This window comes from Devosia polycyclovorans (assembly GCF_042181575.1).
In the GTDB taxonomy this organism is placed as follows: domain Bacteria; phylum Pseudomonadota; class Alphaproteobacteria; order Rhizobiales; family Devosiaceae; genus Devosia; species Devosia polycyclovorans.
In genome coordinates this window covers 1,257,133-1,273,141 of record NZ_CP170082.1, presented here as the reverse complement: position 1 = coordinate 1,273,141, position 16,009 = coordinate 1,257,133, and the positions used below count along the sequence as shown (strand labels likewise).

General features: G+C 61.7%; 15 protein-coding genes. 8 read left to right on the top strand and 7 right to left on the bottom strand.

All coding sequences use genetic code 11. The features are described 5' to 3' along the window. From ACE4RL_RS06495 to ACE4RL_RS06465, 7 genes are read right to left on the bottom strand one after another with little or no spacing between them, the layout of a single operon-like run. Complete coding sequence (locus ACE4RL_RS06495) at positions 1-900, bottom strand: dihydrodipicolinate synthase family protein (protein ID WP_375599691.1); 900 nt, start codon at positions 898-900, stop codon at positions 1-3. After that, a complete protein-coding gene (locus tag ACE4RL_RS06490; RefSeq protein WP_375599690.1) occupies positions 897-1,382 on the bottom strand; it encodes an ureidoglycolate lyase in 486 nt (161 codons plus the stop codon). Before ACE4RL_RS06490 ends, ACE4RL_RS06495 begins: the two co-directional genes overlap by 4 nt. Next, positions 1,379-2,287, bottom strand: coding sequence for a polysaccharide deacetylase family protein (locus ACE4RL_RS06485; RefSeq protein ID WP_375599689.1), 909 nt, complete (start codon positions 2,285-2,287; stop codon positions 1,379-1,381). The genes ACE4RL_RS06490 and ACE4RL_RS06485 overlap by 4 nt, the downstream gene beginning before the upstream one ends. 24 nt (positions 2,288-2,311) lie before the next feature. Then, complete coding sequence (locus tag ACE4RL_RS06480) at positions 2,312-3,313, bottom strand: succinylglutamate desuccinylase/aspartoacylase family protein (RefSeq protein ID WP_375599688.1); 1,002 nt, start codon at positions 3,311-3,313, stop codon at positions 2,312-2,314. Between the two features lie 5 nt (positions 3,314-3,318). Next, positions 3,319-3,804 (bottom strand): VOC family protein, encoded by a 486-nt coding sequence (locus ACE4RL_RS06475; RefSeq protein WP_375599687.1) that lies wholly within the window; start codon positions 3,802-3,804, stop codon positions 3,319-3,321. Positions 3,805-3,813: 9 nt separating this feature from the next. Continuing rightward, positions 3,814-5,016 (bottom strand): pyridoxal phosphate-dependent aminotransferase, encoded by a 1,203-nt coding sequence (locus tag ACE4RL_RS06470; RefSeq protein WP_375599686.1) that lies wholly within the window; start codon positions 5,014-5,016, stop codon positions 3,814-3,816. Positions 5,017-5,028: 12 nt separating this feature from the next. After that, positions 5,029-6,549, bottom strand: a complete 1,521-nt coding sequence (locus ACE4RL_RS06465; protein ID WP_375599685.1) for a carboxypeptidase M32 — start codon at positions 6,547-6,549, stop codon at positions 5,029-5,031. Between the two features lie 191 nt (positions 6,550-6,740). Here ACE4RL_RS06465 and ACE4RL_RS06460 point away from each other — a divergent pair, with 191 nt between their 5' ends. From ACE4RL_RS06460 to ACE4RL_RS06425, 8 genes are read left to right on the top strand one after another with little or no spacing between them, the layout of a single operon-like run. After that, positions 6,741-7,622 (top strand): DUF4438 domain-containing protein, encoded by an 882-nt coding sequence (locus ACE4RL_RS06460; protein WP_375599684.1) that lies wholly within the window; start codon positions 6,741-6,743, stop codon positions 7,620-7,622. Further along, positions 7,619-8,497, top strand: coding sequence for a DUF4438 domain-containing protein (locus tag ACE4RL_RS06455; protein ID WP_375599683.1), 879 nt, complete (start codon positions 7,619-7,621; stop codon positions 8,495-8,497). The genes ACE4RL_RS06460 and ACE4RL_RS06455 overlap by 4 nt, the downstream gene beginning before the upstream one ends. Positions 8,498-8,501: 4 nt before the next feature. Continuing rightward, positions 8,502-9,584, top strand: coding sequence for an Ldh family oxidoreductase (locus ACE4RL_RS06450; RefSeq protein WP_375599682.1), 1,083 nt, complete (start codon positions 8,502-8,504; stop codon positions 9,582-9,584). Then, positions 9,581-10,762 (top strand): M24 family metallopeptidase, encoded by a 1,182-nt coding sequence (locus ACE4RL_RS06445; RefSeq protein WP_375599681.1) that lies wholly within the window; start codon positions 9,581-9,583, stop codon positions 10,760-10,762. Before ACE4RL_RS06450 ends, ACE4RL_RS06445 begins: the two co-directional genes overlap by 4 nt. 9 nt (positions 10,763-10,771) lie before the next feature. Next, on the top strand, positions 10,772-12,001 hold the full coding sequence (locus ACE4RL_RS06440; protein ID WP_375599680.1) for an amidohydrolase family protein: 1,230 nt from the start codon (positions 10,772-10,774) through the stop codon (positions 11,999-12,001). Beyond that, the gene (locus ACE4RL_RS06435) at positions 12,001-13,182 is read left to right on the top strand and encodes a pyridoxal phosphate-dependent aminotransferase (protein ID WP_375599679.1); all 1,182 of its coding nucleotides are present in this window, start codon (positions 12,001-12,003) and stop codon (positions 13,180-13,182) included. Before ACE4RL_RS06440 ends, ACE4RL_RS06435 begins: the two co-directional genes overlap by 1 nt. After that, positions 13,179-14,609, top strand: coding sequence for a hypothetical protein (locus ACE4RL_RS06430; protein ID WP_375599678.1), 1,431 nt, complete (start codon positions 13,179-13,181; stop codon positions 14,607-14,609). Before ACE4RL_RS06435 ends, ACE4RL_RS06430 begins: the two co-directional genes overlap by 4 nt. Further along, positions 14,606-16,009 carry a dihydroorotase family protein gene (locus ACE4RL_RS06425; protein WP_375599677.1) on the top strand — a complete coding sequence of 468 codons (1,404 nt, stop codon included), beginning with the start codon at positions 14,606-14,608 and terminating at the stop codon, positions 16,007-16,009. Before ACE4RL_RS06430 ends, ACE4RL_RS06425 begins: the two co-directional genes overlap by 4 nt.

The window sequence follows — 16,009 nt, the reverse complement described above, 5'->3', positions numbered from 1 at the left end:
TCATTCTGCCTTGCCTTGCGCAATCGACACGGCGCGCGCCACTGCTTCGTTGTGCTCTGTGCCCAGGCGCACGAAGGGGGGCCGCACCGTTGCATAAGCCTCGTCGCCGTGCCGAAGGGCCGTTGCCGCCTTGATGGCAGGAATGAGCGGCAGGCTTTCGAAGATCTTGCGAACAGTGGCGACACCCGTCGCAATTTGGGCTTCCTCAGGCGTTCCGAGTGCGCGCATCAGCGCCACGATATTTCGCGCATTGACATTTGCGGATGCGCTAATGCATCCGGCGCCGCCTGCCGCGACGTTTTGCGGGATCAGCGCCTCGGAGGCAGAATAGCTCTCAAGCTCGGGAAAGGCTTCGATCACGGAGCGGGTATTGTCCCAGTTACCCGAGGAATCTTTCAGGCCGACGAAGATTCCCGGATGCTTTTTGAGCAGCATCTCGATGAGACCGAGCGTAATCGGCACGCCGGTCATCTGGGGTATATGGTAGAGGTAGATGCGGAGACGGCTATCGCCGACGGCGTCGATAATGGCGGAATAGCTGTCGACCAGACCCTGATCCGTCACACCCTTATAGTAGAACGGCGGAAGCATCAGCGTACCGAGGCAGCCCCGCTCGGTGGCGTGCCGCGTGAGCGCGATCGTGTCGCTCAGGGCAACGCAGCCGGTTCCTGGCATCAGTCGCTGGGGATCGATCCCGCTGTCGATCAAGGCATCGAGTGCATCGATACGCTCGCCAACGCTCATCGAGTTCGCTTCACTGGTCGTGCCAAATGGAGCAAGGCCATCGGCTCCGTCTTCAAGCAAGGCCTTGCTGTTGGCGACAAAGCGCGTGACGTCGACGCTGAGATCCGCAGCGAATGGCGTGATGGCCGGGACGTAAAGTTTTGGGGTCCGGGTCATGCCTGTCCCTCCTCGGTAACAAGTTGAAGCGGAGAAATATCGGTAAAGACGTCATCGTCATCGGCGCCGCGCCACATCAACACGGCGAAGGCCCCTGCCCGATCGATGACGCTGATCCCAGCGTGCCAGATGCCCGGGGCGTAGAGGACACCGACGGTACCAGGGACAAGAAACGTCTCGACCTGTTCGAGATCGGGAGACCCGTCGGCCTTCGAGGGGGCAACGGTGACAAGGTAGCGACTCACGTCGAGCGGTACAAAACACTGTGCGGCATGCGGGTGCCGCTCCAGCCGGTCAACAACTGCCGGCATGGTCGTCATCGGCACATTGTTGACGTGGAAGACGGCCGCGAGGTTTTCGCCCCCAAGCCAATGTGAATAAAATGCGCGCTCGCCGAACTGAGCGGGGCGGTCGATGATCGCGCCATAAGCGGCGAAGCGATCGTGAGAAATGCTCGGCTGGATGGCGACGGACTGCATCATGCAACCTCCCCTTCCGGCGGCATGACGGTGCGCCAATGGCTGGCAATGTCGGCCCGACGGGCAATCCAGGCGTCCCGGCAGGCAGCGACATGATCGAGGAATTTGACGAGGCCGGCAAAGCGACCGGGATGGCCGATCACCCGGGGATGGAGACCTATGGACATCATGCGAGGCGTCTGCCGACCCTCGGTGCGCAGCACCTCAAAAGTGTCGATCAGAAATTGCGCATAGTCGCCTGCAGTCTCGATGCCGCCGCCAGCCAAGAGTTTGGCGTCGTTGGTGACGAGCGAATAGGGCAGGACCAGATGCTGCTTGCCCTCGACGCTTAGCCAATAGGGCACTTCGTCATTGTAGGCGTCGCTATCATAGCGGTAGCCGCCATGCTCAACCACGAGCCGCCGCGTATGGGCGCTGGGACTGTAGCGGCAATACCAGCCCTCAGGCGGCCGCCCGACGGTCTTTGCAATGCTCGCATAGGCCTTCGCAATATGCTCGCGCTCGGTAGCCTCATCGAGATTGTAGTGCTCGATCCAGCGGTAGCCGTGCGCCACCACATCCCAGTCGGTGTCTGCAATGGCCCTGGCGACATCTGCATTGCGCTCGAGCGCCAGGGCTGCCGCGAAAATGGTCAGGGGCAGACCGCGTTCGCGGAAAAGGCGGTAGACGCGCCAGAAGCCGACGCGTGCACCATATTCATACATGCTCTCCGAGGCGAAATCGCGGTCGCCCGTCTTGACCCGAACGGCATTGACCTCGATGAGCGCCCCTTCGGACCGCCCATCTCCGTCATCCAGGGAATATTCCGACCCTTCCTCGTAATTGAGGACGAAATTGACGGCGATGCCGGCATTGCCGGGCCAGCGCACCGTAGGCGGTCGATTGGCGTAGCCGATGAAGTCGCGCATGCTGATATCCCCTGGCCGGTTGCCTTATGGCGTCCAGTCGCGCGGTCCTTCGACCTTGTTGAAGAAGCAACACCAGTCGCCGGTGTTGACGTTCGGCAAAGCCCGCAGGCCGAAGAACATGCCGTCCGCCGGAGCCACCAGATGCGCCAGTTCGTCGCCAAAGATGTTGACGATCTTGGCAAGGCTATCGCCCTTCTTCATGGGCTTGAGGAAATCGACGCCCGGCGTCGGCACGAAGATACCGGAGGCCGGCGCCAGCAGCGCCTCCTGCTGCCCCCTGGTCGCGTCGTTGGGATAGGTCGCCTGGCCAGGATACATCTTGTAGTGGCGCAGGATATTGATGATCGAATTGGCGAGGTGCCGCGAAACTTCGGCGAACTTTTCCGGGCTCGTCGCCGAGCGGCCGCCCAGTTCCACCGTAATGCCAGTCTTGCCGATCTCCTTCATCTGCGCCATGGGCGAACCCTTGGGCAGGAAGTTGGACATGATGCAGCCCCAGCCCTCGCCCATGGCCATAGCGAGTTCAACCGAAGCCGGCGTCTCGTCTACAAAGATCGCCTTGGCGAGGAACGAGTGCGCGCCGCCTGAATGGATCGAGATTTCGAAGTCGGCGACCTTGCTCATCCATTCCGAATGGGCCCAGGCCACACGTTCGCTGAGATAGCCATTGGCGCGGCCCGGATAGATGCGGTTCATGTCGAACGAGAAGGTGTCGAGCGGATTGCCGCGATTGGCATTCTCGAACGCCATGACATTCATCACCGGCACCATCACCAGCGTGCCCGATAGCTGCTGGGGATCGACCTCTCGCAGGGCGATGGCGCAGGCCATCGGGCCCTCCGGCTCGTCGCCGTGAATGGCGCCGTCCACCCAGAAGACCGGACCGGGCTTGATGCCATTGACGATGACCAGCGGGATTTCGACCTTGGTGCCACCGGCGAGCTCGGTGACGGGAATAACGCCACGGACGACTTCGCCGGGCTTGGCAACAGCAGTGCCGACTGTGATGGTTTTTGCTTCGGACACGGTCGTCAGATTCCCTTGAAGGCGTTGTACTTTTCGAGTTCTTCAGGCGTGTAGACCTGCATGAATTCGATCTCGATGCCGCCGGCGTCGTTGTCGAGGAAGGCAACGAAACCTTCGGGATGGGGATGGCTGCCATAGACGCCGCAGGCCTGGCAGATGCGCAGCTCGGCGCCCTGCGCCTTGGCGTGATCCAGCGCCTTGTCGATATTGTCGACAGCGTAGCAGATGTGGTGCAGGCCTTCGGCGCCGCCGCGCTGCTTCATCCAGGCATCGAAGCGCCCACCTTCCTCCATGGACTGGCAGAGCTGGTATTCGATGCCCCCCAGCTGGAAGAGCGCTACGCGGTTCTTGGACTTGGGATAGTCGATGATGGCAGTATCGGTCGGCACGTCTAGGAACTTCGAATAGGCCTCAAGCGCCTTCTTGGCGTCCTTGACGCCAAAGGCCATGTGCTTGATCGATAAAACGTTTGGGTTGGTAGAAACGGACATGAAAGCTCCTTAGGCGGCGGGCGCGGCGCGCTCGGCGCGGATGGCATTGACGACGGTTTGGATGCGGCTCATCGCTTCGCGGATGCGATCAACCGGCTGGGTCAGCGACATGCGGACAAAATCGTCCGTGTAGTCGCCGTAAATCGTGCCCGGATACATCAGCACCCGGCCCTCGGTGAGGAGGCGCTCGCAGAATGCACTGGCGGGCAGGCCCGTCGCAGCGACATTGGCATAGACATAGAAAGCGCCCTGCGGCTCGGCATAGGGAATGCCCAGCGCGTCTAGCCCCTCGCACAGCGCCTTGCGCCGTTCGTCGTAGACTAGGCGCATGTCTTCCACGCACTCCTGCGGCCCCGTAAGGGCGGCCAGCGCCGCATGCTGGCTGACCGACGCTACCGAAATAGCAAAGGCATGATTGATTTCCGCCATGGCCACGATCAGCTCACGCGGCCCCGCAAAGTAGCCGACGCGCCAGCCGGTCATGGCATAGGCTTTGGAAAAGCCCGACAGCGTTATCGTCCGCTCGCGCATGCCGGGCAGCGATGCCACCGGCTGGATGCGTTGGTTGCCATAGGTCAGGCGCGCGTAGATTTCGTCCGAGATGACGATCAGATCGTGCTCGATGGCCAGCTTGGCAATCTTTTCAACCTCGTCAGGCGCCGTCACCGTGCCGGTCGGGTTGTTGGGGTTGATCAGCACCAGAACCTTGGATTTCGGCGTGATCGCCGCTTTGACCATGTCGGCGGTGAGCGTGAAGTTGGTCTCCATGCTCATGCGGATATTGACGACTGTCGCGTCGGCCAGTTCCGCCGCCTGTCCATAGGGATTATAGCCTGGGCACGGCACGAGGATCTCGTCGCCGGGATTGAGGAGCGCCAGCGCAATTACGAACATCGCGTGTTGCCCCCCCGGGGTAACCACGATTTCGTCGATCGCGTAATCGGCGCCGCCATAGGCCTTGATGTTCTCAGCAATCGCAGTGCGCAGTGCCGGCAGCCCAAGCGGATGGCCGTAATGGGTTTCCCCACGGCCGAGCGCATCCTGACCCGCCTTGACGATGTGGGCAGGTGTATCGAGGTCCGGATCGCCGCGTCCGAGCTTGATCACGTCCGGCAGCCCTGCGGCGATGTCCGCCATCTTGGTGATGATATGTGCGTCCTTGAGCTTGACGCGGTTGGCGAGCCGGTTGGCGTGCAGGTCTGATGCTTGCATGACGCTTCCTCCCTAAAGGCTGTAAAGTTCGCTGTATTTGCTGGTCAGATGCGCGATGTAGGGCTCTGGATCGAGCTTGCGGCCAGTGGCTTTCACCAGGAGTTCGTCACGCATGTAGCGACGCCCATGCTGGTGTACGTTCTCGACCATATAGACCCGGAGAGGCTCATAATCTCCTGTTGCAAGGCCCGACGCGATGGTCGCATCCTGCTTGGCAGTTTCGAAAAGCTGGCCGGCCATGACATTGCCGATGGTGTAGTTACAGAACGTGCCGATCTGGCCCGATGACCAATGCACATCCTGCAGCACGCCCTGCGCATCATTGGGCACGTCAAGGCCGAGATACTCCTTGATCTTGGCGTTCCACGCCTCCGGCAGGTCCTGGACCGCCAGCGACCCATCGATCAGCGCAGCCTCAATATCGGTGCGCAGCATGACGTGGAAATCGTAGGTCAACTCGTCCGCTTCGACGCGGATGAAGCCTGGCTTGCAGCGATTGACGGCGCGGAAGAATTCTTCCGCCGTCACATCAGCGAGTTGCTCGGGATAGAATTTCTGCGCCTCGGCAAAGTTCACCTGCCAGAACTCGCGGCTGCGACCAACATGGTTTTCCCAGAGCCGCGACTGCGATTCGTGGGCACCGAAGCTGACGCCACCCACGGCATAGAGGCCAACCAGGTCTGTGGCGAAAGGCGTGCGCGTATAGGCGGGGTCGACACCCTGCTCATAGAGACCATGTCCGGCCTCATGCAGCGCCCCAAATAGGCTCGCAGCCATATAGTTGGGGTTGAAGCGCGTGGTGATGCGAACGTCATTGCGGGTGAACGACACTTCAAACGGGTGCAGCGTGGTATCGAGCCGACCGCGATGCAGGTCATAGCCAACCTTCTCGGCCATGGCGAGCGCGAAGGCGTGCTGCTTGTCCACGGGATAATGGCGTTCGAGGAAATCGAAGCGCGGCTGCTCCTTTTCCCCGATGGCTTTAACCAAAGGCTGCAACCCTTCACGCAGGCGATCGAACAGCGGCTTCAGCGTCGCCACCGTTTCGCCTGGTTCAAACCTGTACATCAGCGCATCATAGGGATGTTCTGAATAGCCAATTGCCTCAGCCATCTCGCGATTGAGTGCCACGGTCTGCTCGAGGATCGGTGCAAACTGCTTGAAGTCACTCTCGGCACGCGCCTTGGCCCAGACGGCGTGCCCAACCGATCCGAGCTCGGCGCGACGACGCGTCAGGTCGGCGGGAATGGCAAGATGGTAGTCGATGGCCTCGCGCACCTGCGCAACCATGACTTTTTCCACAGACCCGTCGGGAAAACTCGCGACTTCGGCTTCCGCAGCGTCGAGTCGACGGCGCGTTTCGGTCGAGACCAGCAGGTCACGGGTCAGAACCGAGAGTGTTGCCAGCTGCTTGCCGCGGGTCTCATGCCCACCTTCGGGCATCATTGTCCGGGCATCCCAATTGAGGATGGACTGGGTATTCAGCAGGTCGTTTACCTGCCCCATAGCTTCCATAAGCTTCGCGTAACTCATTGCCCCGCCTGACTAATCTTTTCATTGCAGCATTTTTGCTGCTTTTCTGATCGACCGCTTGACGACGCCCGATCTGTGTGCACTTCTGTGATCGTCTGATTGTCGACAATCTGATGATCTAATGGTGGACAGGGTTTGAACGGGTTGTCAAGCGATGCAAATACCCCAGCGAAAAAATGTGGAGAGGCAGCATGAGCGCTGAACTCGGAGGGCTCACCTCCAATGCAGAAAGCCTCGTGGCCATGGCCGTCTGCGGCTATGTTTCAAGCCCCTCGCTCCGTCCCGGGCACTACACGCATCACCCCGACGGCAAGGGCGTGATCCTGCCCGGCATGTTCGGCGTGACTTACAATGCCAGCGTTGGCGATCGCGCCTTCGGCTGGGCCGGCGACCATGTCGAGCCGGGCGTGTCGATCGCCCATCCCGACGAAAAGAGCGACATGGCGCTCCACTATCTTTCTTGCGTGGGCAATGAGGCGACCGTCATGTCCGGCCTTGCCAAAGGCGCCAAGGGGACAGTGACCGGCGAGCATGCCCGCCTCCTCGTCGCCTTCCCCGACGAGGTCAACGAGCTCCTCAATATCGGCGACCAGATCCAGATCGAGGCTGTCGGCCGTGGCATCGCACTCAACGAATTCCCCAGGATCGAATTCAAGAAAACCAGCCCCAAACTCCTGGCGTCGCTCGGTCTTACCCGCGCCGGCAATGGCGCACTGAAGCTCCCCGTGGCCATCGAACTGCCCATCGAGATCATGGGCTCGGGTGCCGAGCTCAATTCCGAATATGTTGACCAGGACCTCATGAGCGGGGATCGCGCGCTGATGGCCGATCTCGGTATCGACCAGATGCGTCTCGGCGACATCATCGCCATCCGCCATGCCGATCACCATTTCGGCAGGTCTTACCGCGAGGGCGCTGTCTCCATCGCTATCTGTATTCACGGCGATTCCATCATGACCGGCCACGGGCCCGGCATCATGACGCTGATGACCTGCCACGAAGGCGGCATCGAATTCGAAGTCGACCCCTCCGCCAATATCGCCAACTATTTCCGCATTGGAGCCGGCAAATGACTGTCACCTTCAACGAAGCAGACCTCGTTGCCGTATCAGTTGGCGGCGTCATCGCCCATCCCGGCTTCCCCGGCCTGCCCGCCGAGCCCTATCGCCTGGCCGCCGATGGCACGCCCTTCCTGCTGCCGGCATGGGGCGGCATCGTCTACAACGTCTCGATTGGTGACAAAGCCTTCGGCTGGGCCGCCGACTGCATCCATCCCGGCGTTTCGATCCGCGGCACGGACGACGGGCGCAATCGCGGCCTCAACGTCTTCTCCTGTCTCGGCAACACAGCCACCGTCATGACTGGCCAGGCTCAGGGCGCCAAGGGCGTGGTCACCGGCAAATCGGGCCGTTTCTCCGAGCAGGTCATCATTCACTTCCCCAAGGAGATCAGAAAGAAAATGGCCGTTGGCGACCAGATCATCGTCAAGTCCTACGGCACCGGCATCGTCATCGACGGCCACGAGAACATCGCCTGCAAGGGCCTGTCGCCAGATCTCCTCAAGGTCCTGCCCAACAAGACAGAAGACGGCATCCTCAAGTTCGGCACGGTCGCCACCGTCCCGGCCTTCCTGGTCGGCGCGGGCGCCGGGCTCACCAGCGAAGGCGGCAGCCTTCACATGCAGTCGACCGACCGCGCGGCGCTCGCCGAAGCTGGTCTAGACCAGCTCAAGCTTGGCGACGTTGTCGCCATCGAGAACACGGACAGCCGCTACAATCACGGCTATCTCCGCGGCGCCATGAGCATCGGCGTCGTCGGCCAGACCGACGGCCCGCGTTCGGGCTACGGTCCCGGCATGACCGTCATCATGACCGCGCCCAAGGGCGAGCTCGGCACCTATCGGGATGCCGCCGCCAATATCGCCTCTCTCCTCAAGCTCGAGGCCTAGACCCGTGTCGATCACACTCACCAGCGTCGACAAGGCAAGCCTTGAGCGCTTCATGGCCGAAGGCTTCGAGGCCCTCGGCCTGACGGCCGAAGACGCTCGCAGCTTTGCCGATGCGCTGATCTTTTCCGAACTCCGCTTCCATCCCGGCCACGGCCAGGGCGTCCGCCGCCTCCGCCGCTATCAGGAGCGGATCGGAGAAAAGCTCGTCGACCCCCGCGCGCGCTGGGAGCTTGTCAAGCAAAGCCCCGCCCTCGCCCTTGTCGACGCCCACAATGGCATCGGCACGGTGGCCGCCGCCAAAGCCATGACGCTCGCGATCGAAAAAGCAAAAGTCTGCGGCATCGGCCAGGTCATCGTCCGCAATTCGACGCATTACGGCTCGTCCGCTGTTCACGCCTGCCAGGCAATGGAAGCGGGCTGCATCGGCATCGCCTACACCAATGCCGGCCCCGAAATGGCCCCCTGGGGTGCCCGTGAAGGCGCTGTCGGCACCAATCCCTGGGGCATTGCTGCCCCAACCAATCTCGGCTTTCCGGCCGTCATGGACTTTGCCCTGACCACCGCCGGCAAGGGCATGATGCAATGGCATTCGCGCGAGGGCAAAAAAATGCCGCTCGATTGGGCGCTGACGCCAGAAGGCGAAATCACCGACGATCCCGATGCCGCGATGCAAGGTCCCCTCCTCGCGATCGGCGAGTACAAGGGCTATGGCCTTGCTTTCATGACCGACGTCCTGACCGGCGTCATCGGCGGCGGCGGTTTTGGTCTCACGCCCTATGCCGACCAGGCCAAGCTCGACGTCTCGCATTCCCTCACGGCCATCGACATCGAATGGTTCATGCCGCTTGAAGAGTTCAAGGCGCGCATGGGCGCATTCGCCCAGATGGTCAAAACACGCAAAACCCGCCCGGGCTTTTCCGAAGTTCTCATTCCGGGCGAACAGGAAGCGCGTCGCGTCACCAGGAAGTCGGCCGCGGGCGTGCCGCTCGACAATGAAGTGCTGGCCGATCTCGTAGCCCTCGGCAAGGAGCTTGGCCTCAAATCCGAAATCCAGGCGCTTGGTCCATATAACGAGGCCCGGCTGTGACCCTCCAAGCGCCCCCCGTCAAACCCGTCCAGCCGCTGGGTCTGGCCTTTCGGGAGGATGTGCAGACGCGCCTGCGCGCCGCCGCCCAATGGCGCGGTGTCGACGGGGCGCTGTTGCTCTCCCCTGCCAATGTCTTTTATGCCTGCGGTTTCAACTTCTCGGTCAATGAGCGTCCAATCGGGCTTTATGTGCCCGTCAATGGCCCGGTGCGCCTTTTCGTGCCGCTGCTCGAACTTGAAAATGCCGAGCCGGTGGAAGGCGTCGAACTCGCCACCTATGAGGAGTTTCCCGGCCTCGTTCATCCTCTCGCCTGGATGCTCTGCCAGTCCAAGGCCCGGCGCATCGCCATTGACGCACTTGACGCGCGCCTGCTCGCAACACTCAATACCCTTGCCGACGCCATCGTTCTCGAGGACCTCGCCGCACCTCTTCGCTTCGTCAAGACGGCCGAAGAACTCGAACTCACCCGCATTGCCGCCGGCTATGCCGACCTCTGCCTCTTTCGCCTCGCCAGCAACGCGGGAAACATCATCCGCAACGGCGGCAGCGAGCTTGATCTCCTCGCCGATTGCACCGGCTTTGCCCTCGCAGCCTTAGAGCGCGACTATGGCACCGCCTTTGCCGGCACCAGGCTCGGCATCACCGCTTCGGTCCATTCCGGCCCGCGCGCCGCCCTGCCCCATGGCTCGACGAGCCACCGGGTGCCCGAGTTTGGCGATACGATCATCTCCGGCATCGGCGCCAGCCTGGGCGGCTATCACGCCGAAAGTGGCATCACGCTTGTCGTTGGTGAAATGAGCGCAGACCAGCGCCAGGTCATGACCACCATGGAGGCCTGCAATGACGCCGCCGTTTCCGCGCTAAGGCCGGGTCAACGTTGCCAGGATGTCAACGAAGCCGCACTCAATGCGCTCAAATCAGCCGGCCTCGGCGACGCCATCCGCCACCGTATCGGTCATGGCATGGGCCTTGAAGGTCACGAAGCGCCCTGGCTCGCCCCGGGTGATATGACCCTCATCGAACCCGGCATGGTCTTCTCCAACGAGCCCGGCGTTTATCGCCCCGGCCGCGATGGCTACCGCACCATCAACACCATGATCGTCCACGACGACCATGTCGAAATCCCCTCGCGACTGCTCGCGAGCCTCCCCATCGACCAACGCGTCATTCCGCTGTGAGGACCTGAAATGCCCGAACCCGCCTCCTGGCATTACACAAAGATCACCAAGCCCATGTTCGACCTCAAACCGGTCGATCAGGTACTCAAGGGCCGTATCATCACCGCCGTCGGTGACGAGATCATCGAAGATGGCTTTGTCGAAATTCGCGGCGGCAAGATCGTTCGCGTCGGCCAGGCTGGCGAACTCGGCAACACCGATGTCACCATCGTGGATACTGGCGGCAAGACAATCCTGCCCGGCCTCATTCAATCGCACGGACATCTCTCCTGGGATGGCGTCCACGAACTCTCGTTCCAGTCCATGTACGACTCGCCTGAAATCCGTGCCTATAAAGCCGCCGGCAACATGTTGAAGTCCCTGCGTGCCGGTGTGACACTGGTGCGAGACCTCGGCGTACACAATGCCAACCTGTTTGCGAAGCAGGCGGTCGCTCAAGGCTTCTTCCCTGGTCCGCGCCTTCTTGTATCAGGCGAAAGCATCATCCAGACCGGCGGCCACACCTATTGGGTCTGCCGCGAGGCCTCGGGCGCTGACGAAATGCGCCGGGCCGTCCGCGATCAAGTGAAGGGCGGGGCTGACCTCATCAAGATCATGGCCTGCCACGACACGCTCGAATTCACCGATGCCGAGCTTGAGGCCGTCATCGACGAGGCACATCGCAACCGCCTGCCGATCACCGCGCACGCGACCTATGACGCTTGCATCCGCCGCGTCGCCGATTTCGGCGTCGATTGCGTTGAGCACGGCGGCTCGATGAGCGACGAGACGATCCGAGTCCTGCTCGACAAAAAGATCCCGATAGTCACCACCTTTTCGGCGCTCGTTATGCAGGCCAAGCCCGATATCGCCAAGGCGTTCGGCATTCCTGAGTGGAAAGTGCTCGAGCGCCAAAAGGCCATCGGCGACAAGACGCGCTTCGATGGGCTGGTTCGCGCCGCCAAGGCCGGGGTGCCAATCGTTTTTGGCACCGATGCGGGCAGCCCCGCCGTCGAGCACAACGTTATCGCGCCCGAGCTCGCCTTCATGGTCGAGGTCGGCGTTTGCCCGAACAACCTCGACGCCCTGCGCGCCATCACCATTCGCGGCGCGCAACTGTCAAAGCTGGACAACAAGATCGGCACGGTCGAGGCGGGCAAGGAAGCCGACCTCATTGTCGTCGACGGCAATCCCGATGAGGATCTGTTCGCGCTCGAACGCGTCATGATGACCTTTATCGCCGGGAAGAGGATGCACTGATGAGCTTTCTGAACGATCACATGGCCAACCGCATCACCGAGGATGACGGTTCGTTCCGCATCAGGATGCTGGGCATTGCCGCCAACATGACCAATGTCATCGCAATGGGCCGCGGCGACCCGGATTTCCACACGCCCGCGCACATCGTGGAGGCAGGCAAGAAGGCGCTCGACGATAACCAGCACCATTATACCGGCCCGCATGGCATCCCGCCGCTGCGCGCCGCCATTGCCGAGCACCTCGACAAGGAATATGGCCTCGACTATTCCGCCGAGGACATCGCCGTCACCGCAGGCGTTCAGGAATCGATCACGCTCATCATGCTCGCCCTGATCCAGCCGGGCGATGAGGTGCTGATCACCTCCCCGCGCTTCACCACCTATGACATGGCGGTCAATCTTGCCGGTGGTGTTCCCGTACCGGTGCCGACTTTCCAGAAGGACGACTTTGCCCTCGACCTCGCCGAGATCGAAAAGCGAATCACGCCCAGGACCAAGATGTTCGTGCTGGTCTCGCCCAATAACCCGACCGGCGCCGTCACCCCGCCCGAGGTTATTCGCGGCATCGCCGAACTCGCCATCAAGCATGACCTCGTCATCGTCTCGGACGAGATCTACGCAAAAATCATCTATGACGGCTTCGCGCACCTCTCGATCGCTTCGCTCCCGGGCATGAAGGATCGCACCATCACGCTCAATGGCTTCTCCAAGACCTATGCTATGACGGGCTGGCGCGTGGGCTATATGGCGGCCCCCGCCGACTTCATTTCGCGCATCACCGATACCCGTCACACCCTCTCGATCAACACCTCAACGATCAGCCAATATGCCGCCCTTGCTGCCCTCCAGGGGCCACAAGAGCCGATCGAGGCGATGATCGAGGAATACAAGGTCCGCCGCGACTACCTGCTTCCAGCGCTCGACGAAATGGGGCTCACCTACGGCAAGCCCGGCGGTGCCTTCTATGTCTATATCAACGTCGCCAGCACCGGCATGTCGACGCCCGAATTCTGCGAAAAGCTGCTGCGCGAAACCGGCGTCATGCTCTTCCCCGGCACCATGTTCGGCGACCATGACCCCAGCTACATCCGCATGTCGTTCCTGCAGCCCCTCGACAAGATCAGGGATGCGGTGACCCGCATGAAGGGCTTTATCGCGACCCACGCAAAGGCCGTCGCATGACCAACAAGCCCAACCCCGCCGAAAAATTCGTTGGTATCCAGGTCAGCCCGATCAACTTCATCGATGAGGGCGTAGAAACCGTCCTCGACATCCTGAAAGATCGCGTCGGCGTCAACGTCCTGATGCTGGGCACCGTCTCCTGGCTCGGCCTCAAGACCGGGCGCTCCATCTCGCACAAGCTTGATGGCTGGCCCGACCATGGCGTTCCGGAGCCTTTCGCCATGAAGGGCGGCGCCTATTTCGAGCCTGACCCGGCCTATTACAGCGGCACTTTCATCAAGGATTATCGCGCCAAGGACCCTGAGTTCGCAGGCAAGGACATTCTCGACATGGTCATCGCGCCCGCCCATGAGCGGGGCATGAAGGTCTTTATCGAACTGATGGAGCCCTTCTTCAAATATACCGGCCATGGCTCGACCAACACGGTCGACATCCCCAATCTCGCCCAGGCGATGGAGGTCGACATCTTCGGCCGCCTCGGCAGCGATCCCTCGACCAGCCACCCTGACTATCGCAACTGGATCCTCTCGATGGTCGAGGACCAGGTCCGCAACTATGACATCGACGGCGTCATGTGGTGCAACGAGCGCAATTCTCCGCTCGATACCCTTATCCAAGGCGGCGCGCCGGGCGATTTTTCCACCCATGCGCGGCGCGAGGCCATGGAGCGCGGCATCGACGTCGAAGCCTGCCGCCGGGCGCTGCTCAATCTCTACGATTTCATGCAGGACGCTGCTTCAGGCAAGGAATTTGCCGACGGCGCTTTCATCACCTTCATCCGCACGCTTCTTGCCAACCCGGAAGCGCTGATCTGGGAAAGGTTCTGGCTTGAGCGCAACAAGGATCTCGACCGCGAGCTCTATGGTCTCGTCAAATGGTGCAAGCCGGGTCTCTCGTTCGGCCTCAATGTCTGGAACCGCAACCATTTCAATCTCTTCCGCCGTGCCCAGTGGCCTTGGGAAGAGCAGACCATGTACGCCGATTGGGTGAAGCCCATTACCTATCAGCATCAGGCGGGCGAAGTGTTCACCAAGGAACTGGGCTTCTTTCAAAAGACCATTTTGCGCGACTTCTCGCCTGATGAAGCGACGGCGGTCCTTTATCGCATTCTTGGCCTCAACGAAGCGCCATATGCCAATGTCATCGCCGCCGGCATGGACCCCGATACCTATGTTTTCGGTCAATGTGCCGACGCCGTAAAGGGCGTCAACGGCAAGGCCAAGGTGTTCATGGGCCTCGGCGTCGATGCCCCGCGGACCAAACCCGAGACTGCCAAGATGACGCCCGACATCGCCTACCGCTCGGTCATGGCGACCTACCGTGCCGGCGGACATGGCGTCGTCCTTGCGCCCAACTACGCCAGTATGCACCTGATCAATCTCGATGGCGTGGCAAAGGCTCTGACAGAACTGGGGCTCAAGGATTGACGCTATACGACACCATCATCCGCAATGCGGAAGTGCTGACCGAGACCGGCCTCATCACAACTGACGTCGCCATCTTGGACGGAAAGATTGCCGCGCTCCTGCCCTCGGGTGCTGGGGCAGCCAGCGCCATCATCGACGGCGTCGGCCAAACTCTCTTGCCCGGCGTTATCGATATTCACTTTCACATCCGCGCTCCCGCTTATCCCGATCGTGGCACGGTCGAGAGCGAAACCAAAGCCGCGGCGGCCGGTGGGATCACCACGCTCTTTGAAATGCCGATTAGCAAGCCATGCTGCAATTCGGCCGAACGGGTCGAGATGCGAAAGGCGCATTTTGCCGAACATGCCCGGATCAATTTCGGCATCTTTGGTGCTCCCGGCAACCTGACAGCGGAGGCCGTCGGCGCCATGGCCGATGCCGGCGCCATCGCCTTCAAGATCTTTACGACCGAAGCCCCGGCCGGCCGCGATGACGAATTCTTTGGCCTGTCGTTTCCCGATGAGGCAGACCAGATGCAGGCGCTCAAGGCCGTCGCGTCGACCGGCCTGCCGATCGTCGTCCATGCCGAAAGCGCCCAATTGCTCGCCGTGAGCGAGGCCGCCGCGCTGAAGCTTGATCTCGCCAATGCCGACACCCACCTCGCCGCCCGCCCCGCCGTCTGCGAGGCCGTCGCCGTGGCAAAACTGCTAGCCATGAACATGGAAGCTGGCGCCAAGCTCCATATCGCCCACGTGACGAGCGCCCTCACCGTCGACGTGCTCCGCCACTTCCGCGGCACCTCGGACTTTTCAGCCGAGACCTGCCCGCATTACCTGTTCCGCACCCATGACGACGTGCGCAAGGCCGGCGTCTTTGCCAAGATCAACCCCCCGGTGCGCACGCAAAGGGATCAGGACGCCCTGTGGTCGGCCATTGCCGACGACACGATCACCCATGTGACCACCGACCACGCCGCCTTTTCGCATGCCGAAAAAATGGCGGGCGCCAACAATTTCCTGCAGGCGCCTCCGGGCACTCCCGGCTCCGAAGTGCTGCTGCCCGCCATGCTCGACGCCGTCTCCGGCGGCCGCATCAGCCTCGACAAGGCGATGGCCCTCCTGAGCGCCAACGCAGCCCATCGCTTCGGCCTGCCAGCCAAGGGCCGGATCGCCGTCGGCGCCGATGCGGATATCGTCCTCGTTGACCTCACGGCCACCACCGAGATCAGCCCCCAGACGCTCCACACCTTCGCCCGCGATGTCGCCCAGCTCTATCACGGGGCGCGTTTTACCGGACGCGTCCAGAGAACCATCGTCGGCGGTCGCACCGTATACGATGACGAAATCGTCGGCGCCGCGGGCGATGGCCGCTTCGCCGCGCCCACCCACCCAATCCGACCTGACGCCAGAATGAGTGCCTGA

What these genes read in the sequence shown, in the direction of transcription:
- ACE4RL_RS06435 (WP_375599679.1), top strand. Translation starts at nt 12,001, where the DNA reads ATGAGCTTTCTGAACGATCACATGGCCAACCGCATCACCGAGGATGAC.
- ACE4RL_RS06495 (WP_375599691.1), bottom strand. Translation starts at nt 900, where the DNA reads ATGACCCGGACCCCAAAACTTTACGTCCCGGCCATCACGCCATTCGCT.
- ACE4RL_RS06455 (WP_375599683.1), top strand. Translation starts at nt 7,619, where the DNA reads ATGACTGTCACCTTCAACGAAGCAGACCTCGTTGCCGTATCAGTTGGC.
- ACE4RL_RS06460 (WP_375599684.1), top strand. Translation starts at nt 6,741, where the DNA reads ATGAGCGCTGAACTCGGAGGGCTCACCTCCAATGCAGAAAGCCTCGTG.
- ACE4RL_RS06475 (WP_375599687.1), bottom strand. Translation starts at nt 3,804, where the DNA reads ATGTCCGTTTCTACCAACCCAAACGTTTTATCGATCAAGCACATGGCC.
- ACE4RL_RS06440 (WP_375599680.1), top strand. Translation starts at nt 10,772, where the DNA reads ATGCCCGAACCCGCCTCCTGGCATTACACAAAGATCACCAAGCCCATG.
- ACE4RL_RS06430 (WP_375599678.1), top strand. Translation starts at nt 13,179, where the DNA reads ATGACCAACAAGCCCAACCCCGCCGAAAAATTCGTTGGTATCCAGGTC.
- ACE4RL_RS06465 (WP_375599685.1), bottom strand. Translation starts at nt 6,549, where the DNA reads ATGAGTTACGCGAAGCTTATGGAAGCTATGGGGCAGGTAAACGACCTG.
- ACE4RL_RS06470 (WP_375599686.1), bottom strand. Translation starts at nt 5,016, where the DNA reads ATGCAAGCATCAGACCTGCACGCCAACCGGCTCGCCAACCGCGTCAAG.
- ACE4RL_RS06485 (WP_375599689.1), bottom strand. Translation starts at nt 2,287, where the DNA reads ATGCGCGACTTCATCGGCTACGCCAATCGACCGCCTACGGTGCGCTGG.
- ACE4RL_RS06490 (WP_375599690.1), bottom strand. Translation starts at nt 1,382, where the DNA reads ATGATGCAGTCCGTCGCCATCCAGCCGAGCATTTCTCACGATCGCTTC.